Below are 19304 nucleotides of genomic sequence, written 5' to 3' on the forward strand. Positions count from 1 at the left end.
GTATTTACTGCCAGTAAAACCTGCTGTGATCTTCGCTGGCGAAGTCCGGATCGACATAGATATGCACACGTGCAATCAGGTCGCCGTCGAATTCGAAGACGTTGCAGAAACGGCCTTCCGAGCGCCCGGCAACCGGCCACGTAGTTCCGTCCTTCATCACGCCGCTTTCAGTCCCTTCGACCACCACGACATTGCCAGATGCGATGTAGTTGTAAGTATCGACGTCATGCTGCAAGCTTTCCAGCTTACCTAGTAAACCTTGGATAAATGCGATGACCTCGCCCTTGCCCGAGCGAGTGCCGAATTTGGGGAAATAGAGCTGTACGTTGTCAGTGAACATGCTCAGGATTGTCTGATCGCCGGCATCGCCTTTGCGGAAATACTGCTTGGCGATGTCGATGTGACGCTGTTCGATTACAGAATTTTTCATGATGAAGTCCTTTAAATGTGTATCAATGGCGGCCGTGTCAAACGCGTATCGCTATGGAGACAGCGAAGCTGTCCTCCAGCATCAGGAAGCGAGTAATCTCGCCGCCCGAGACGGTCAGAACGATGGCAAAAGGCGTCTCGATAACCTTGCCGCTGCCCGTCACTCTCGACGCTAGCTCGCCGAGGATCACGGCTCGACTGTCGCTGGCGAGAATGTCATGCACGTCGAAGCGAAGCGGCTCGAGGAGACTGCGCGTAGCGGAAATGAAGTTCACAATGGCGCCGCGTCCGGTCGTCCGTCCGATCCACGGCAGCGCGCCGGCATCCCCGGGTATGTCCAAGTCAAGATCCGGGCTGAACAGCTTGGCGATCTCCTCGGGTTCAGCCCCAGTGCCTAAGCGGCTCAGAAATTCCTGGGCAATGTGTTTGGTTTGTTCTTGGCTCATCATTTTCTCCTTAAATAAAATTGCGAATCAGTAGTAAGTCAGCAGCATGAGGCCGCGCTTTTCAGCGCTACCTCGACCAGCACAATTTCGGTGTCGTCGATGGCGGTGATGGCGAGTTGCGGCTCCCCGGTGATGAGAGCACCGTCGCGGGGAGCAAGGTGCAGGCCGTGGAGGTCGACGTAACCCGTGGTCGAGACCAGATAGGCACATCTTCCTCCTGCCAGGTCGTGGACGATGGTCTCGCCTGCTTGCATGGTTGCACCGAGCACCTGCGCATCGGTGTTGATGAAAAGCGCATCGGTGTCGGCGGAGTCGCCGCTGGCCAGCGTCACGAGCCGGCCGCTGCGGTCGGCGCGCGGAAAGCGTCGGCTGTTCCAGCGCGGCTCGCCGCCTTGGTTCCGGGGCTCCAGCCAGATCTGAAAGAGACGGGTCGTAGTCAGCTCGGCATTAAACTCGGAATGACGGATGCCCGAACCCGCACTCATCACCTGCACATCACCGGCGGCGGTACGGCCCTTGTTACCCAGGCTGTCCTCATGCGTGATCGCACCTTCACGGACATAGGTAACGATCTCGACATTCCTGTGTGGGTGGAGCGCAAAGCCGGAGGATGGGGCGAACTCATCATCGTTCCAGACGCGCAAAGCGCCGAGTGGACCATGTTCTGGCTGCCCCATACCGGCGAAGGCGAAGTGCAGTTTGGCTTTCAGCCAGCCGTCTTCGATTCCGGCCAAGGTGGAAAAGGGGCGACGCTCAATCATGATACGGTTCCTTTGAAATAAGGCTGGGAAGGGACCGCGCCCCTGCCCAACTGGTGCGAGACTCAGATTTGTCTCACACCGCCATCGACGAACAGTTCGATGCCATTGACGAAGCTCGAATCGTCGGAGGCAAGAAAGACTGCCGCCTTGGCAATCTCGTCCGGATCACCGACGCGGCCCATCGGGACTAGTGAGGCGAAGTGATCGAGCAGCCCCTGCTGCTGGGCGGCGTCAGGGCCGGCGAGTCCGACCAAGCCGGGAGTCTTGATGGGTCCGGGGCTGAGCGTGTTGACCCGAATGTGGCGCCCCTTGAGGTCGAGGATCCAGTTACGGGCGAAAGAACGCACGGCGGCTTTGGACGCGGCATAGACGCTGAATGCCGCGGTACCACCACTGCCGGCGGTGGAGCCGGTCAGGATGACCGATGCGCCGTCCGCCAGCAGCGGCAGTGCCTTCTGCACAGTGAACAGCACGCCCTTCACGTTGCGGCCAAAGGTGTCGTCATATTGCTCCTCGGTGATGCTGCCGAGCGGCAGCATCGAGCCGCCACCGGCATTGACGAACAGCACGTCGATCCGGCCCTTCTCTGATTTCACCCGAGCAAACAGCGTGTCGAGCTCGGCCATGTTCGATGAGTCGACCCGGATGCCGGTCGCGTTACCAATCGCGGAGACGGCGGCGTCGAGTTCGGCTTGGCGGCGGCCGGTGACGATGACGTGGGCGCCTTCGCTGGCGAAGCGCTTGGCGGTGGCGAGCCCGATCCCGGTGGTGCCGCCGGTAACGATGGCGATTTTGCCTTCAAGTTTGCGTGTCATGGTGTGTTCCTTCAGTGGTTACGAGTTGGTAAAACAAAGTGTATGGACGCACCCATCTTTTTGAAATAGCATTGATTGCAAACCATCATTGCAGGAATGACGATGTCTAGAATGCCGGATTTCCAGGGGCTGGCGATGTTTGCCAAGGTGGCGGAGGAGCGGTCCTTCGCCGCAGCGGCGCGGGCCATGGGCCTGTCGGTGGCTACGGTATCGCGGGGCGTCAGCCGCCTGGAAGATCGCCTCGGAGCGCGGCTTTTGAACCGTACCTCAAGGCAGTTGGCACTCACCGAGTTCGGCCGGACCATCGCAGAAAGCGCCAGTCGCATTTACCAAGAGGCCTTGGAAACAGAGGGCGCGGCGCGAGAACTTTCCCTCCGGCCGCGTGGGCTGGTCCGTCTGGCGGTGCCCATGTCGTTCGGCTTGCGCTGGGTGGCCCCTATCCTGCCGGATTTCTTCCGCGCCTATCCGGACGTATCGATCGATCTGCATCTGTCGGACGCAACAGTCGATCTGATCGGCCAGGGCTTCGATGCAGCCCTGCGGATTGCAGTACTGCCAGACTCGTCGCTGGTCGCCCGGCGGCTCTGCCCGGTTGCGCGCCTTATCGTCGCTGCGCCCCACTACCTGGAGCAATACGGCCGGCCCCAGCATCCGCAGGATCTGGCCGGACATAACTGCCTTGGTTACGCCTACCGCTCCCGCAGCGATATTTGGCGGCTCACCCACACGGCGACCGGCGAGGTCGAGGCGATTGCACCCACGGGTACACTGCGCGTCACGAATGCGGATGCGCTGGTTCCCACCGTGCTTGCCGGACTTGCGATTGCCGAGCTGCCTGATTTCATTGCCGGCGAGTATTTGCGCGACGGACGAATGGAGGCGATTTTGACGGACTGGACGATGCAAAAGGGCGGCCTTTATTTCGTCACACCCTCCGTACATACACGTCCGGCCAAGGTTGAGGCTCTCGCTAACTTCCTCGTCGAACGTCTTTCGCAGCCCGCGTGGCGCTGACCGATTATGAGGAATTTATAAGTAAAATTTAGGCCTCTGGCCCATGGTTCATAAGCGCAAGAAGCTATGAATTTTGTAGTGAATTTGATCGCAGGAAAGAGGCGATAAATTGCGCGACCTGTTGCGGCTTTTCGTGCACGATCCAGTGGCTGGCCTCCGCCACGGTTTGAATCGTCAGGTGCTCAACATACGCGTCGAGCCCTTCAATCAAACCCGGCAACAGCGCGGTATCGTCCATCGCCCAGATCACCAGCGTTGGCAAACCCACGGTCAGCATGGCGCGCGGCAGATCCACGGCGGCGGCGGCGGGGTCCGCCGGTCGGGCGGGGCGCAGGGGCGAGGCCCGGTAGAGGTTGCAGCCACCGCTCAGTCCCGCATCCCAGACGGCGCGGTACTGTGTCTTGACCTCGTCCGTGAGCCAGTCCGGTGTGCGCGCGCCGCTTTCACTTTTCGTCGCAGTCAGAAATTCCCAGAGCCGGCGGTAGTCGTCCTGCGCCAGCAATTGTTCGGCATCCGGACGAATGAGAAAGTTCATGTAGGCGCTGGCGGCCTGCTGCGCGGGATTGTTTTTCAGCTCACGCAAGAACGTGCCGGGATGGGGGGAGTTGATGATCACCAGCTGTCGGGCCAGATGGGGCAACTGGTTGGCCAGACTCCACGCCACGGCACCGCCCCAGTCGTGCGCTACCAGACAGGCCAGTTGACCGCCCTGGCCCTGCGTTTCGATCTCAATCAGGGCGGCGACGTCTTGCACCAGATATTTTGGCCGGTAAGCACCGGTGTCAGTCGGTGCGCTGGACTGTTCAAAACCGCGCAAATTGGGCGCCACGCAGCGGTAGCCGCCGTTCTCGGCGCGCGAGAAATGCGCCAGCAGGACGTCCCACACAAATGCCGCTTCCGGGAAGCCATGCAAAAACATGAGCACGGGGCGTCCGCGCTCCCCGGCAGCGCGGCAGCTCAGGGTGATGCCATGCGGCAAGGGCTGGAGATAGGTCTCGATCATGGCGAAGTCAGCCCTTCAAAGTCAAACTGGGCTGAGCGTACGATGAGAGAAGGCCTGCCGCAGTCGCTTGGGGGACCGCGGCCGATGCGGCGAGGGGTTAAGCAGCGGGTCCGGCCGCTGGAAGCTTGTCTGCGGGGTGCGCCCATTGCCATAGCAGCATGGCCACTTCGTCAATTCCCTGGCGCTTGGGGGCCGAAAACAGCCGTACTTCACCGCCGCCGGCTTGCAGCTTCATGATGGACAGCGCCTTGTTTTGCTCGACGCGGGTGAGCTTGTCCGCCTTGGTGAGGACCACCAGAAATTTGAGACCTTCTTCCACCCGCGGACGCACGACGTCGAGCAGGATTTCATCCAGCTCGGTCAGGCCGTGGCGCGGATCGCACATCAGCACAATGGCCTTCAGGTTTTCACGCGTGACCAGATAGTTGGCCATGACCTGCTGCCAGCGAATCTTGTCGGCCTTGGGCACAGCCGCGTAGCCATAGCCGGGCAGATCGGTCAACACCGCGTCGGTCACACCTTGTTTACCCACGGAAAACAGGTTGATGTGCTGGGTGCGACCTGGTCGCTTCGAGGCGAAAGCCAGTTGTTTTTGCTGCGTCAGTGTGTTGATGCAGGTCGATTTGCCTGCGTTGGAGCGACCCACAAATGCAATTTCGGGCACCTCCAGCGCCGGCAAAAAGTGCAGCTGGGGCGCCGTGGTGAGAAATTTGGCTGTGTGCAGCCAGCCCAATGCCACGGTGGCAGCGTCCTTGGGGGCGCTGTCTTTGGTAGCGGGTGGGGGGGCCGAAGCCGGTGGGTTTGTGTTGGTGGTCATGAATTAAAGGGAAGAAACCCGAAGCCGCATTGTAGAATCACGCTGTTTTGCTCACCTGTTACGCCTTTCCTGACACGACATTCCCTATGAAGTTGCTCACCTCTCTTTTGCTTGCCGCCTCATTGGCCGCGCCCGTTTTTTCCTCGTTTGCACAGGAGGACAAGCCTGCTGCGCCTCACGCCGGGGCCAAAGCCGAACCCGTGAAAGCAGCCAAGCCTGATCTGGCCAAGGGCGAGGCCAGTTATACCGCTGTGTGTGCGGCCTGTCACGCGCCAGATGGCAACTCGGCCATCCCCGCCAACCCCAAACTGGCGCAGCAACATCCAGAATACCTGCTGAAACAACTGCAGGAGTTCAAGTCAGGCAAGCGCGCCAACCCCATCATGTCGGGCATGGTGGCCGCACTGAGCGATGAAGACATGAAGAACATCGCCTACTGGGTGACCGCCAAGCCTGCCAAGCCTGGCTTTGCCAAGGAAAAAGAACTGGTGACCCTGGGTGAGCGCATTTACCGCGGTGGCATTCCAGACCGTCAGGTTGCAGCCTGTGCCGGTTGCCATAGCCCCAACGGGGCTGGCATTCCCGCCCAGTATCCTCGTTTGAGTGGCCAGCATGCGGATTACGCCGTGGCTCAATTGAACAGCTTCCGTGACGGCACCCGGAAGAACAGCCTGCAGATGGCGGCAGTGGCCGCCAAGATGAATGATCGCGAGATCAAGGCAGTGGCCGATTACGTCGCGGGCCTGCGTTAGTCGCAAGCTCCGGTCACGGATCAGTACATGGGTTGTGGATTGAACTAAACGCTCGCCACATACCCCAAGAAGGGCAGGACCATTTCCCAATGGCCTGCCCTTTTTTTTGGTCAACGGATGCATGACCGTATCTGCCCAGCGTCGATTGCAGGTTTTTGTAAGAATGCACGCCGCCCCACGACTATTGTTGAAACAAGGACTGCATGATGTTGATCAAAACCAATTCCAACGACTTTAGCCATGCGCTCACCAGCGAGATCACGAGCCAGCGCGTTTATGCGGGGCGGCGTGACCTCGTCAAGCTCATGGCCACGGGTGTCGCCGGCGCGGCACTCGCCTCGTGGGCCTCGCGGGAAGCTCATGCACAAGTTGCCGGTGCGACTCCCCGCCCGGGCAAGCTGACAGCCTTGCCGGGTGCGAAGTCGGGTGTGGCGGGCGCCATCACGATGGACAAGCTGACCGAGTACAAGGACGCCAGCAGCTATAACAATTTCTACGAATTCGGGACCGACAAGGCAGATCCGGCCAAAAATGCCCACACCTTGAAGACCAGCCCGTGGACGGTCGAGATTGAAGGACTGGTCAAAAAGCCCGCCAAATACGCGCTGGAAGACCTGCTCAAACTCAGCGCCCAGGAGGAACGAATTTATCGCCTGCGCTGCGTCGAAGGCTGGTCGATGGTGATTCCATGGGTGGGCTATTCGCTGAGCGAACTCATCAAAAAAGTGGAGCCGCTGAGTAGTGCCAAATATCTTGAGTTTGTAACCCAGGCCGATCCCAAGACCATGCCTTTTGTCGGCTCCCGCGTGCTCGACTGGCCCTATGTCGAAGGCCTGCGCATGGATGAGGCCATGCACCCGCTGACCTTGCTGACCTTCGGCATGTATGGTGAGGTCTTGCCGAACCAGAACGGCGCGCCGGTGCGCCTGGTGGTGCCTTGGAAGTACGGTTTCAAGAGTGGCAAAAGCCTGGTCAAGATCCGCTTCACCGACAAACCGCCGGCCACGGCCTGGAACAAGGCGGCGGCCAATGAATACGGCTTTTTCTCCAACGTCAACCCCGAGGTTGACCATCCGCGCTGGAGCCAGGCGACCGAACGGCGCATCGGCGAGGACGGCTTGTTTGCCAAGAAGCGCAAGACCCTGATGTTCAATGGTTACGAGGCGCAGGTCGGGCAGCTTTACGCGGGCATGGACCTCAAGAAGTTCTTCTGATGGTTGCGCTCGCCAGTCCCCATGCGCCGGTGCGGGTCAAGACGCTTTTGCTGCACCGCTTTGCTAAGCCGCTCGTGTTTGGCTTGTCGCTGTTGCCGTTTTGCTGGCTGTTGTATGCAGCCGTTACCAACCAGCTGGGCGCCAATCCGGCCGAGGCCTTGAGCCGGTCAACGGGCGACTGGACTTTGCGTTTCTTGTGCCTGGTGCTCGCGGTGACGCCGCTGCGTTCCATCACCGGCACGCCGGCGCTGGCCCGGTTTCGCCGCATGCTGGGTTTGTTTGTCTACTTTTATGCCGCCATCCATTTGCTGTGTTACGGCTGGTTTGACATGGGCTTTGACGTGGCCGACATCGCCAAAGACATCGTCAAGCGACCGTTCATTCTGGTGGGATTTGCGGCTTTTGTCTTGCTCACACCGTTGGCTTTGACGTCATTCAACCGGGCCATCAAGGCACTGGGCGCCAAACGCTGGCAGTGGCTGCACCGATTGGTCTATGCCGTGGCCGGTCTGGCTATTCTGCATTTTTTCTGGATGCGGGCCGGCAAAAACAACTTTGCCGAAGTGTTTGTTTATGCCGCGATTCTGGGGGCGCTGCTGGGCTGGCGCGCGACTCAGTTTATAAAGAAAAAAAAGGCTCTAGCCCCCGTCGAATAAGCGTAGCAAGCTATCTAAATAATAGCTATTCGAACGCGCGAAGGTGTTCAAAGAGCGGACTTGACGCGCAATCCAGGGTTGCCGGCGCATACCCGGCCATACCAGTCACTTAGGTCGTGGGCGTCGCTCCGACCAAACGTTCTTGCCGCATCTGGTCCGCCATCGTCTCCCGTTGCCGGATCACATGGGCCTGCTCGCCATCCACCAGAATTTCAGGCGCACGACCGCGCGAGTTGTAGTTGCTGGCCATGCTCATGCAGTAAGCGCCGGCCGACAGCACCGCCAACAGGTCACCTTGTTGGACGGTCAGCGTACGGTCATGCCCGATCCAGTCGCCGCTTTCGCAGATCGGACCGACCACATCGTAAGTGTCGGGCGCTTCTGGGCGTGGATTCAGCGGCACGATCTGGTGAAACGCCTGGTACATGGCCGGGCGCGGCAAATCGTTCATGGCGGCGTCGATGATGCAGAAGTTTTTCTGCTCACCGGGTTTGAGGTACAGCACTTCTGTCAGGCACACACCGGCGTTACCCACCAGCGAGCGGCCGGGCTCGATCATCAATTGACGCTGGCCAAATCCGCGGGCATCGAGTTTGGCCAGCATGTTCTCCCAGAGGCGGTCTGCGCTGGGCGGCGTATCGCCGTTGTAGTTGATGCCCAGGCCACCGCCAAAATCGATGTGGTCCACGGGGATGCCGGCTGCTTCAATGGCTTCCACGAGATCCAGCATGCGGTCGACCGCGTCGAGATAAGGGGCCTCCTGCGTGATCTGGGAGCCGATATGGCAGTCGATGCCCACCACCCGAATGCCGGCCAGCGTGGCGGCGCGCTGGTAGGTCTGCAGCACGCGTTCGTGGGCGACACCAAACTTGCTGCCTTTGAGTCCCGTGGAGATGTAAGGGTGGGTCTTGGGGTCGACATTGGGATTGACGCGAATGCTCACCGGGGCGCGCAAGTCCATGGACAAAGCCACGTCACTCAAGACTTCAAGCTCGGCCTCGCTTTCGACATTGAAGCAGCCGATACCGGCCTGCAGTGCGCGGCGCATTTCAGCGCGCGTCTTGCCGACGCCGGAAAAAATAATATTCTCAGCCCGCCCGCCAGCCGCCAGCACGCGGTCCATGTCGCCGCCGGAGACAATGTCAAAACCGCAGCCCGCTTCGGCAAAGACCTGAATCACGCCCAGGGCCGGGTTGGCTTTCATGGCGTAGCAGATTTGAACGTTTCGTCCCGCAAAGCCACGCTGATACGCGGCCAGCGCTGCCAACATAGCACCCTTTGAGTACACAAAAAGCGGCGTGCCATGTTCTTTGGCTAACTCGCTTAAACAGATGTTTTCGGTGAATAGTTCATTGCCCCGGTAGGCAAGATGGGGTTGGCCGGGAAGGTTTTGAGTGGTCATTGAGGGACAGGAGTGGGTGCAGAAGCCGGTGGCGTCGCGGAAGACGGTACAGTCTGTGCATCAGGTGAGGCGTTCCTTGCCGCGCCGAAGGGCAATAGGGTTTCTGGCAAGGTGGCGCGTTTCGCCGCTGCCGGTTCTGTGGGCAGATACAGGGCGCCCTGCTGGCCACAGGCCGACAGGCTCACCGCACTGACGGCGAGGATAATCGCACTGACTAGAATTTGACGAGATAACAACATGGTGAAATTGTAATGACCGACTCCGAATTCATGAATCAAGCCGAAATTCTGCTCAAGGCCGTGGAGGCGAGTTGTGATCGCATCAATGACGAAAACCTCGCAGATATCGACAATCAGCGCACGGGCGGGATGGTGACGCTTGTTTTTTCAAACCACAGCCAGATTGTCATCAATTTGCAAAAACCCCTGCATGAAATCTGGTTGGCAGCCAGATCCGGTGGCTACCACTTCAAATTTGACAGCGCAAAGTGGATGGATACCAAGGGACAGGGCGAGTTTTTCGCCAGTTTGTCGCGCTATGCCAGCGAACAGGCGGGCTGTCCGCTGTTGTTCGCAGTCTGACCAGTTCGGAGGCAGTACGGATCTGTTTCTCCGTTCGTGATCCGTCGTGTAGGGTTTCCGCCTAGTTTCTAAACATATCCAGAATGCTTTTTCTTTCATCCGCTGGCGGCAGCTGATTGACGGGGTTGCCCCCTTGCGCGCCTGCCGCATTGTCAAGTCCGAGAGTGGTGACGCCAGACCCGTTGATGTACTCGTTGTAGAACCATTCACCGCCTGAATTGATAACGCCCTCAGGGGCTGTGGCTTCCATGACCGGGACGTTTTTGAGTGCATGTTCCATGAACCGGATCCAGATGGGCAGGCTCAAGCCCCCCCCGGTTTCGCGATCACCGAGATTGCGCGGCGTGTCATAGCCGATCCAGGTGATTGCGGTCAGCGTTGGCTGAAATCCTGCAAACCAGGCATCTATGGAATCGTTAGTCGTTCCCGTTTTTCCATACAAGTCAGGTCTTTTGAGCTTTGCCTGCGCGGATGCAGCCGTGCCGGAGCGCGTGACCTCCTGCAGCAGACTTTCCATGATGAAGGCGTTGCGCGCAGGGATGGCCCGCACTGACTCGTCCAGCACCGGTGATTTCGTTTCCACCAGGATTTTGTTGCCTTTTTGCTCGGTGACCTTGCTGATGAGCCAGGGGTTGACGCGGTACCCGCCGTTGGCAAACACCGAATAGGCCGACGCCATCTGCATGGGGGTGACCGATCCTGCACCGAGAGCCATGGTCAGGTAAGCGGGATGCTTGTCCGCCTCAAAGCCAAAATGGGTGATCCATTCCTGGGTGTTTGGCGCGCCCACGGCCTGCAGGATGCGGATGGAGACCATGTTCTTGGACTTGGCCAAAGCCCGTCGCATGCTCATGGGACCTTCAAATTTACCGTCGTAATTTTTGGGCTCCCAAGGTTGACCACCTGTTACGCCGGCGTCAAAAAAGAGTGGCGCATCATTGATGATGGTCGCAGGCGTAAAGCCTTTTTCCAGCGCAGCGGAATAGATAAATGGCTTGAAGCTGGAGCCGGGTTGGCGCCAAGCCTGCGTGACGTGGTTGAATTTGTTTTTCTCAAAATCAAATCCGCCCACCAAAGCCTTGATGGAGCCGTCGCGCGGGTCTAAGGCCACAAAAGCACCTTCCACTTCCGGTAATTGCGTGATTTCCCATGTGTTTTTCAGGGTTTTAGCCACCCGAATCACGGCACCACGGCGAATTTTGATATTGGGCGGTGCCTTGTCGGACAGCCCGGATTGAGCGGGTCTGAGGCCTTCGCCTGTAATGTCGACCGTCTCGCCGTTCTGGCGAATCGCCTTGATGCGCTTCGCATCCGCTTCCAGCACCATCGCCGACATCACGTCGCCGTTGTCGGGATGCTCGTCCAGTGCGTCGTCGATGATGTCCTCCTGCTCCTGCGAGTTGGTCGGCAGGGTGACGAATTTCTCGGGACCTCGGTAAATTTGGCGGCGCTCGAAATCCATGATCCCGCGCCGCAATGCCTTGTAAGCTGCATCCTGATCCGCTGCCCGCAGCGTGGTGTAAACGTTCAGGCCGCGGGTATAGGTTTCGTCTCCGTATTGCGCAAACATCAGCTGGCGAACCGTTTCAGCCACGTACTCCGCATGCACTTTGGTGTTGTTTGAACCGGATTTAACCTTGATCTCTTCGGCTCTCGCTGTGCTGGCCTGCTCGGCAGTGATGAAGCCGTTTTCCAGCATGCGCTCAACAATATGGAGCTGGCGAGTCTTCGCTCGTTTCGGATTGACGATAGGGTTGTAGGCGGAGGGCGCCTTGGGCAATCCTGCCAGCATGGCGGCTTCTGCAATCGTGATGTCTTTCAGCGGCTTGTCAAAGTAAGCCTCAGACGCTGCGGCAAAACCGTAGGCGCGGTTGCCCAGAAAAATCTGATTCATGTAGATCTCAAGAATTTGGTCCTTGGTCAGCATGTGTTCCAGCTTGAAGGTCAGCAGGATTTCGTAGATCTTGCGGGTGTAGGTTTTCTCAGATGATAAATAGACGTTACGTGCCACTTGCATGGTGATGGTTGAGGCACCCTGGCTTTTTATCCGTCCCAGATTGGCAAGAGCAGCACGCAAAACGCCCTTGTAGTCAACGCCGCCATGTTCGTAAAAACGAGAGTCTTCAATGGCCAGTACCGCATCCGTCATGACCTTCGGGATCTCCTTGATCGGAATCAGGTGTCGGCGTTCCTCGCCAAACTCCCCAATCAGTGCGCCTTCCACGGAGAACACGCGCAAGGGCAATTTGGGCCGGTAGTCAGACAGGTCTGAAATATCCGGCAAGTTCGGGAATGCCACAGCCATCGCAATCGCGATGACGATCAAAACTGACAGTATCCCGGCTAACGCCAAGCCGCTTCCCCACACCACAATGCGAAGCAACCATTTCATCGCGCTAGAGCGGGGGGGGGGATTCTTGCGGGAGCTGGATTCACTGGGCGATGTTTTGGAGGGCATAAAGAACTTCGTAGAAACGCGTCGCAATTATAAAAACGATGTCTTCATAGCGTTGGCTTGTGAGTATCCGCTATTGTTACTGGTTACTTTTTGTTGCTGCTTCACAGAATGAAGGTGCTGATTTCGATTCCAAAGCGTCTACTTTTGGCAACGCTCATAAGGTTGAAAATTTGTAAAAACCTTACGGGACAAGGATCTTGCTGCTAGTATTCATGTGAATTGTTACGTTTGGTTAATCTTTAGTCAGCCTGTCTTAGGGGATAGTATTGGTCTCATTGGGGTCGTTGTTTAATCGTCAACCCGCGCCCATGCTGGGTCTGGATATCAGTTCCTCCAGTGTCAAGTTGGTCGAGTTAGGTCGAGACAACGCCGGGAATTTGGTGCTGGAGCGCTGTGCCATTGTTCCGCTTGAGCGCGGATGGATTACCGACGGCCACATCGAAAAGTTCGATGAGGTCGCCGATGCAGTTCGTCGGCTGGTGAAGAAAAGCGGGACTAAGACCAAAAATGTGGCGATGGCCCTGCCGCCGTCAGCGGTCATTACCAAAAAAATCATTCTCCCCGGTGGCATGTCCGACCAGGAATTGGAACTGCAGGTCGAAACAGAGGCCAACCAGTACATACCGTTTCCACTGGACGAGGTCAGTCTTGATTTTTGCATAGTGGGACCTAGTGCGGCTTCGTCCGGCGACATCGAGGTTCTCATTGCGGCCTCGCGCCGAGAGAAAGTCCAGGATATTCAGGGTTTGGCAGAAGCGGCAGGTTTGAAACCCGTGATCGTGGATGTCGAGTCTTATGCGTCACGCCTGGCAACCGGTCGTCTGATTGAAAACCTGCCCAACAAAGGTGCTGGCAGCATTGTGGCGCTATTTGAAGTGGGCGCTCTGACGACTAGCATGCAGGTCATTCGGGACGATGAGGTTTTGTACGATCGCGACCAGGCATTTGGCGGGGCCCAGTTAACGCAACTGATAGTGCGTCAATATGGGTTTTCGCTGGAAGAGGCAGAAAGCAAAAAACGAAGTGGTGAGCTGCCTGACGACTATGAATCCAGTGTGCTGCGTCCGTTCATTGAGAGCATGGTGCAGGAAATTGGTCGTGCATTGCAGTTTTTCTTTACGAGCACACCCCATAACAAGGTCGACTACGTGATGCTGGCAGGTGGCTCGGCTGCCTTGCCTGGCTTGACAGCAGCCGTGACCCAGCACACTACTTTCGCCTGCAATTTGGTGAATCCGTTTGAGGGTATGGAAATTGGCGACGGTGTTCGCTTGAAGAAAATGACACGGGAGGCGCCGTCCTACCTCACGTCATGCGGACTGGCCTTGCGGAGGTTTTTGCAGTGATTTTGATCAATCTACTCCCGCACCGCGAGCTTGCGCGTAAGCTGCGCCGGGATATCTTTAACGTCAACCTAGGGGCTTCTGCCCTGGTTGGTGGCCTGCTGGCCGGAATCATTTTTCTTTGGTATCAAGCCCAGATATCAGGGCAACAGGGGAAAAACCAGCTTTTGCAGACCGAGATCACGCGATTCGATGCCCAAATCAAGGACATTGCTGGCCTTGAGTCCGAAATTACGGCCTTGCGGGCCCGACAACAAGCCGTGGAAGATCTGCAGGCAGATCGAAACTTGCCGGTTCACCTGCTAACCGAGCTTGTCAAGCAACTGCCTGACGGCGTGTACATCACGAGCATGCGTCAGGAAAACCAGTCGGTGGCGCTGCAGGGCGTCGCCCAGTCCAATGAACGGGTGTCCGAGTTGCTGCGTAATCTCGGAAACAACACCCCCTGGTTTTCCAAGCCGGAGTTGGTCGAAATTGTGGCAGCTTCAATCGCGCTGACGCCGCGTGAGCAGCGTCGCGTCTCCAATTTCACTATTCGTGTTCGTCTGGTGCGCGCCAGTGAGGCTGAAAAAATGCTTGCTGCCGCAAGTGCTACAGCTCCGCTGCTCGCTGCGTCAACCTCTGTCAAAAAATAGCTGCACCCATGGCAAGCAAATCCGCATTGAATTTTGACTTTCCTGCTTTGCAAGAAAAGTTGACTGGCCAATTTCGTAACCTAGACCCCAAGGACCCGTCAAACTGGCCAGCGTTTCCCCGTTATGCGCTCTTCGCGGTAGTAACGGTTTCGTTGGTGGTATTGCTTTGGTTTTTGTGGTTGAACACTTCGGAGGAAGAGCTTGTGGCCGAGCAGGCCACAGAGGTCAAGCTGCGCGAAGAGTACAAGGTGAAGCTGGTCAAGGCTGTCAATCTTGAAGCCCTCAAAAAGCAGCGGGAGCAGGTGCAGCAGTACGTCACACAACTTGAAAAGCAGCTGCCAAGCAAAGCTGAGATGGACGCATTGCTGTCAGACATCAACCAAGCTGGCTTGGGGCGCAGCCTGCAGTTCGATTTGTTTCGGCCGGGGCAAGTCGCTGTTAAAGACTACTACGCCGAGTTGCCCATTGCTGTGCGGGTGACCGGGCGTTATCACGATATTGGCGCTTTCGCGTCGGATATTGCCAACCTGTCCCGCATCGTGACACTTAATAATTTGACGATCGTGCCTGCCAAGGATGGGGCTCTGGCAATGGACGCGACGGCCAAGACGTTCCGTTATCTCGATACCGATGAGGTTGCGGCTCAAGCCAAGGCCGCCGGACCGAAAGGGGCCAAAAAATGATGCCCGTGACCAAACTGGTTCTTGCCGCCATGGTTCTGACCCTTGGTGGCTGTGGTAGCTCCGGCGACGATGAATTGCATCAATGGATGGCGGAGCAAAAGAGCCTGACCCGGCCACGGATCGCCCCCATTTCCGAGCCTAAACAATTTCAGCCTGAAAGCTACACCCAGAGCACAGGGGTAGAACCCTTCAGCAATCAGAAACTGACACAGGCTTTGAAGCGCGAATCGACGCAAGCGGCGGCCAATGGCGCGCTGATCGCGCCAGAGCTGGCACGTCGCAAAGAGGCATTGGAGTCTTTCCCGCTTGATACGATGGCCTTGGTGGGGAATCTGGTCAAGGCTGGTCAGCCCGTTGCGCTGGTCAAGGTTGATAACTTGTTGTACCAGGTCAGGCCAGGTAACTATCTGGGACAAAACTATGGCCGTGTGACGAAGATCGCGGAAACGGAAGTCACCCTGCGTGAAATTGTGCAAGACGCTGTAGGTGAATGGATTGAACGCACTGCTACTTTGCAGCTGCAAGAGAGATCAAAATGAATAATCAGAACTATTGGATGACAAAGCGCATGTGGCAACGGGTATTTCTGGCCACGGCATTCATGTTGACTGCGCTTTCATCACAGGCGCAAACGGCCATAGAAGCGGTGTCGGGCTCCATTCAAGGTGGTGTCGAGGTCGTTAAAATCGACCTGACGCAGCCGCTGACGGCAGTGCCGACCGGTTTTTCAATCCAGTCGCCCGCCAGAATCGCACTTGATTTTCCGGGTATTTCGAACGCCATGGGTCGTTCCACCGTTGAAATCAATCAAGGTAATTTGAAGTCAGTCAGCGTGGTTCAAGCCGGTGACCGTACCCGCGTCGTGCTGAACCTCAAACAGGCAACGCCTTACAAGGCCCGATTGCAGGGTAAGTCTTTGCTTATTGTGCTGGATGCTGTGACGGTTGCTGCGCCCGCAGCGTCTGTAGCCCCTGTTTTTGCGGAAAACCGCAGCAGGGACACGTTGCCGCTTCGAGATCTCGACTTCCGTCGTGGTGACGAGGGTTCTGGTCGAATTGTTGTTTCCCTGCCGAACAATCAAGTCGGTGTTGATATTCGGCAGCAAGGTCAAACTTTGGTGGTCGAGTTCATGAAATCTACGTTGCCGGAAGGTATGCGGCGCCGCCTGGATGTCACCGACTTTGGCACACCGGTTCAAACCGTGACGACCTTCCAGGCGGGTGATCGTGTGCGGATGGTCATCGAACCCAAAGGTCAATGGGTTCACAGCGCTTACCAAACGGACGAGCAGTTTGTGGTGGAAGTCAAACCACTGAAAGTGGATGCGTCGAAGCTGACGCAGGGGCCAGGATACAGCGGGCAAAAGCTGTCACTCAATTTCCAGAACATCGAGGTCCGTTCGCTTCTTCAGGTCATTGCTGATTTCACGAATTTCAATATCATCACGTCGGATTCGGTCACGGGCTCTGTGACCTTGCGCCTTCAGGATGTACCTTGGGACCAAGCGCTGGATATTATTTTGCAGGCCAAGGGATTGGGCATGCGAAAAACCGGAAATGTGCTCTGGATCGCCCCCAAGGATGAAATCAACGCCAAGGAAAAACTGGAGCTTGAATCGGTTGCCTCACTTCAAAATCTGGAGCCTCTGCGAACGCAATCCTTCCAGATGAATTACACCAAGGCGGCAGAAGTTGCGGCACAGTTGACTGCTACGGGCGGCGGAACGGGTGCCAGTTCGCGGATGTTGAGCCCGCGTGGCAGCACCATTTCTGAGGCCCGAACCAACCAGTTGTTCGTCACCGACATTCCCAGCAAACTAGAACAGGTCCAGCAACTTATTGCCAAACTGGATATTCCGGTCCGCCAAGTGCTGATTGAAGCACGAATTGTTGAGGCTTCAGATACCTTTGGTAGATCGCTGGGTGTCAAGTTGGGTGGGAACGATCTGCGGGCTCAAAAGGGCGGCGATGGTGGTTATGCACTGGCAGGAGAGAATCGCGTTGCCTTTGGTACAAGTTATTCGAATGTGGTTTCGAGCAGCGGTGCAGGTGGAACGAATGATCTAACCAGCAACTTTGTCAACCTGCCCGCCGTCGGTCAAAATGGCTACAACCCTGCGACGTTTGCAGTTTCAATTTTTAGCTCCGCGGCCAATCGCTTCCTCAATCTGGAGCTGTCAGCGCTTGAAGCTGACGGGAAAGGCAAGGTTGTTTCGAGCCCGCGCGTGGTGACTGCTGACCAGATCAAGGCTCTGATAGAGCAAGGCACCGAGTTACCGTATCAGGTGGCCTCTGCCAGTGGTGCAACCTCTATTGCCTTCCGTAAAGCGAATTTGAAACTGGAAGTGACGCCGCAAATCACACCTGAAGGCAACATCATCCTTGCGTTGGATGTCAATAAGGATACGGTCGGTCAGTCGACTGCTGCTGGTTTTGCCATCAACACAAAACATATACAGACCCAGGTGCTGGTTGAAAACGGCGGCACCGTCGTTATCGGCGGAATTTTTGAATTGACTGAAAGCGATAGTGAAACCAAAGTGCCTTTGCTGGGGGATATACCTGGAGTCGGCAACCTGTTCAAGAGCCGTTCCAGAATATCAAACAAGCAGGAAATGCTGGTATTTATCACGCCCAAGGTTGTCGCCGAACGCAGTGCAGCACGTTAATCGTTACTACTAAAAATGAATCGAAACAAGGTGAGTATGAATTTGTTGAAATATGGAATGGGTCTTGTCGTCGCCATGGCATTGACGGCTTGTGGTGGTGGTGGGGGAAATGCTAGTGCTCCGCTCGCTGCTGCTTCGGGCAGTACTCCTAGCGCGGCAAGCTTTGTGTTCACCTTGGATAAATCGTCAATAAGTAATACGGGAAGCGACAAGGCGGTACTGACAGTAACCGCATTGGATGTAGCGCGGAATGTGGTGAGTGGCATTCCTTTAGCCGTTTCTGTCGACTCTGGTGTCTACACTGCCATCGTCGCCACCACCGATGCAACTGGTCAGGCATCCGGGAGCATTTCGATTGGTGGTAACAAGGCCAATAGAAACATTACGGCCACAATAAATGTCGGTGGGAAAACTGGCTCAGCTGTAATTGCCGTAACAGGGAGTCAGATTTCGTTGACACCGCTTCCTGCAACTCCGGGACCTGGGGTTAGTGTTCAAGTGGTTGTCAAGGCTACAGATGTGAATGGGGTCGGAATCGGCGGCGCCACTGTCCAGCTTGGAGGGACGCTAGGGTTTACTCAATCCGTGACGACAGATCCTTCTGGTAACGTTACTGCGATACTTGGCGCTGTACCCTCCATCTCAGGAACATACACAGTCGCAGCGGCTGGTTTGGGGGTGACGGCCTTGCGCGATGTGCAGGTGGTTGGCGGCAGCGGTGGTATTCCTAACGCCGCAGGCTCAATTAGCGCCGCTACTTTGGCGGTTACCCCAAATACAATCTTTCCCAATTTGTCGGGCGGAACCTCAAACCGTGCCGGTATCCGGGCAGTTTTTCTGGACTCTTCGAATCAAGCTATTCAAAATGTCCGGGTGCGGTTTGAAATCGTAGCGCCAGGTCTAGGAAGCGGCGAACAAGTGTCGACTGCTGCCGCGACGGTATATAGCGATGCCAGCGGGGTGGCGATCGCAGACTACATCGCTGGAACCCGAACAAGTCCGACCAATGGCGTAACCATCCGTGCATGCTACGGAAACACAGACGCTGATATCGCTATGGGTACCTGCGTCAGTTCTAGGACGGCCACCCTGACTGTTGCAGGTCAGCCGCTTTCAATTACGCTGGGTGACAACAATGAACTGGCCAAGGGTGGCAATAATCTTACCTATATCAAATTGTTCGACGTCGCAGTCGCGGACTCTGCCGGTAATGCGGTACCGAACGCAATTGTGTCTGCTAGCGTGGATCTCATGCGCTATGGCAAAGGCTTGTACTCTGCTGCCCGCCTCTGGTGCGCCAACGAAGACGCGAACCGGAATGGCTTTCTTGAGTCGATAGAAGACTTGGACGGCAACGGTATCCTGTCGCCGCGAAAAGCCGATGTAATCCTGTCATTTACAGGTACAAACACTACTGGGGCGAATGGGAGAACTACGATCCAAGTGGAGTATCCGCAAAACGTTGCGACGTGGCTGGATTATTCAGTTCGGGTTACCACTAATGTGGCCGGCTCCGAGGGCACGGCTGTGAAGAGCTACTTCACTACATTTATTATTGGTGACGATGCCAATGGATCATTTCTGACCCCGCCTTTTGGCATCAATAGCTGCTCAACGGCCAACTAGT

At 56.8% G+C, this 19304-nt stretch carries 20 protein-coding genes; 11 read left to right on the forward strand and 9 right to left on the reverse strand.

Annotated features, from left to right (window positions below; all coding sequences use genetic code 11):
* Positions 1–4 precede the first annotated feature (4 nt).
* The 4 genes from C5P05_RS05920 to C5P05_RS05935 form a co-directional block, all read right to left on the reverse strand.
* Positions 5–430: a nuclear transport factor 2 family protein gene (locus C5P05_RS05920; RefSeq protein ID WP_198674636.1), complete on the reverse strand. Its 426-nt coding sequence runs from the start codon at positions 428–430 to the stop codon at positions 5–7.
* A gap of 37 nt (positions 431–467) precedes the next feature.
* Positions 468–878, reverse strand: coding sequence for a nuclear transport factor 2 family protein (locus tag C5P05_RS05925; RefSeq protein ID WP_232834367.1), 411 nt, complete (start codon positions 876–878; stop codon positions 468–470).
* 35 nt (positions 879–913) lie between these two features.
* A complete protein-coding gene (locus tag C5P05_RS05930; protein WP_114968935.1) occupies positions 914–1636 on the reverse strand; it encodes a pirin family protein in 723 nt (240 codons plus the stop codon).
* A 62-nt stretch (positions 1637–1698) separates the two neighbouring features.
* Entirely contained in the window at positions 1699–2451 is a 753-nt protein-coding gene (locus C5P05_RS05935) for an SDR family oxidoreductase (RefSeq protein WP_114968936.1), read from the reverse strand.
* 102 nt (positions 2452–2553) lie between these two features.
* On the opposite strand from C5P05_RS05935, the gene C5P05_RS05940 reads away from it, so the two are divergent.
* A complete protein-coding gene (locus C5P05_RS05940) occupies positions 2554–3465 on the forward strand; it encodes a LysR family transcriptional regulator (RefSeq protein ID WP_114969109.1) in 912 nt (303 codons plus the stop codon).
* 64 nt (positions 3466–3529) lie between these two features.
* Here the strand turns inward: C5P05_RS05940 and C5P05_RS05945 are convergent, their stop codons facing one another.
* Both C5P05_RS05945 and yihA read right to left on the reverse strand, forming a co-directional pair.
* Positions 3530–4468: an alpha/beta fold hydrolase gene (locus C5P05_RS05945; RefSeq protein ID WP_114968937.1), complete on the reverse strand. Its 939-nt coding sequence runs from the start codon at positions 4466–4468 to the stop codon at positions 3530–3532.
* 97 nt (positions 4469–4565) lie between these two features.
* Entirely contained in the window at positions 4566–5285 is a 720-nt protein-coding gene (yihA, locus tag C5P05_RS05950) for a ribosome biogenesis GTP-binding protein YihA/YsxC (protein ID WP_232834368.1), read from the reverse strand.
* 86 nt (positions 5286–5371) lie between these two features.
* Between yihA and C5P05_RS05955 the strand changes: the two genes are divergently transcribed.
* The 3 genes from C5P05_RS05955 to C5P05_RS05965 all read left to right on the forward strand — a co-directional run bounded on the left by C5P05_RS05955 (position 5372) and on the right by C5P05_RS05965 (position 7907).
* Positions 5372–6037 (forward strand): c-type cytochrome, encoded by a 666-nt coding sequence (locus tag C5P05_RS05955; RefSeq protein WP_114968938.1) that lies wholly within the window; start codon positions 5372–5374, stop codon positions 6035–6037.
* Between the two features lie 206 nt (positions 6038–6243).
* The gene (gene msrP, locus C5P05_RS05960; RefSeq protein WP_114969111.1) at positions 6244–7251 is read left to right on the forward strand and encodes a protein-methionine-sulfoxide reductase catalytic subunit MsrP; all 1008 of its coding nucleotides are present in this window, start codon (positions 6244–6246) and stop codon (positions 7249–7251) included.
* Positions 7251–7907: a sulfite oxidase heme-binding subunit YedZ gene (locus C5P05_RS05965; RefSeq protein WP_114968939.1), complete on the forward strand. Its 657-nt coding sequence runs from the start codon at positions 7251–7253 to the stop codon at positions 7905–7907. The genes msrP and C5P05_RS05965 overlap by 1 nt, the downstream gene beginning before the upstream one ends.
* A gap of 109 nt (positions 7908–8016) precedes the next feature.
* Here C5P05_RS05965 and lysA read toward each other — a convergent pair whose 3' ends face one another.
* Both lysA and lptM read right to left on the reverse strand, forming a co-directional pair.
* Positions 8017–9309, reverse strand: a complete 1293-nt coding sequence (lysA, locus tag C5P05_RS05970) for a diaminopimelate decarboxylase (protein WP_114968940.1) — start codon at positions 9307–9309, stop codon at positions 8017–8019.
* A complete protein-coding gene (lptM, locus tag C5P05_RS05975; RefSeq protein WP_114968941.1) occupies positions 9306–9548 on the reverse strand; it encodes an LPS translocon maturation chaperone LptM in 243 nt (80 codons plus the stop codon). Before lptM ends, lysA begins: the two co-directional genes overlap by 4 nt.
* Positions 9549–9560: 12 nt before the next feature.
* On the opposite strand from lptM, the gene cyaY reads away from it, so the two are divergent.
* A complete protein-coding gene (gene cyaY / locus C5P05_RS05980) occupies positions 9561–9890 on the forward strand; it encodes an iron donor protein CyaY (RefSeq protein ID WP_114968942.1) in 330 nt (109 codons plus the stop codon).
* A gap of 61 nt (positions 9891–9951) precedes the next feature.
* Here the strand turns inward: cyaY and C5P05_RS05985 are convergent, their stop codons facing one another.
* Complete coding sequence (locus tag C5P05_RS05985) at positions 9952–12348, reverse strand: penicillin-binding protein 1A (protein WP_114968943.1); 2397 nt, start codon at positions 12346–12348, stop codon at positions 9952–9954.
* A 266-nt stretch (positions 12349–12614) separates the two neighbouring features.
* Here C5P05_RS05985 and C5P05_RS05990 point away from each other — a divergent pair, with 266 nt between their 5' ends.
* Genes C5P05_RS05990 through C5P05_RS33575 form a run of 6 tightly spaced genes read left to right on the forward strand, consistent with a single transcriptional unit; the run spans position 12615 to position 19303 of the window.
* Complete coding sequence (locus C5P05_RS05990; protein ID WP_114968944.1) at positions 12615–13694, forward strand: pilus assembly protein PilM; 1080 nt, start codon at positions 12615–12617, stop codon at positions 13692–13694.
* The gene (locus C5P05_RS05995) at positions 13691–14326 is read left to right on the forward strand and encodes a PilN domain-containing protein (protein WP_114969112.1); all 636 of its coding nucleotides are present in this window, start codon (positions 13691–13693) and stop codon (positions 14324–14326) included. Before C5P05_RS05990 ends, C5P05_RS05995 begins: the two co-directional genes overlap by 4 nt.
* A gap of 8 nt (positions 14327–14334) precedes the next feature.
* The gene (locus tag C5P05_RS06000) at positions 14335–15009 is read left to right on the forward strand and encodes a type 4a pilus biogenesis protein PilO (RefSeq protein WP_114968945.1); all 675 of its coding nucleotides are present in this window, start codon (positions 14335–14337) and stop codon (positions 15007–15009) included.
* Positions 15006–15548, forward strand: coding sequence for a pilus assembly protein PilP (locus C5P05_RS06005; RefSeq protein ID WP_114968946.1), 543 nt, complete (start codon positions 15006–15008; stop codon positions 15546–15548). The genes C5P05_RS06000 and C5P05_RS06005 overlap by 4 nt, the downstream gene beginning before the upstream one ends.
* Positions 15545–17677, forward strand: a complete 2133-nt coding sequence (pilQ, locus tag C5P05_RS06010) for a type IV pilus secretin PilQ (protein ID WP_114968947.1) — start codon at positions 15545–15547, stop codon at positions 17675–17677. The genes C5P05_RS06005 and pilQ overlap by 4 nt, the downstream gene beginning before the upstream one ends.
* A 36-nt stretch (positions 17678–17713) precedes the next feature.
* Positions 17714–19303: an Ig-like domain-containing protein gene (locus C5P05_RS33575; RefSeq protein ID WP_157979230.1), complete on the forward strand. Its 1590-nt coding sequence runs from the start codon at positions 17714–17716 to the stop codon at positions 19301–19303.
* The last annotated feature ends 1 nt before the right edge of the window (position 19304 follow it).

Source organism: Rhodoferax ferrireducens (assembly GCF_003347515.1).
Lineage (GTDB): Bacteria > Pseudomonadota > Gammaproteobacteria > Burkholderiales > Burkholderiaceae_C > Rhodoferax.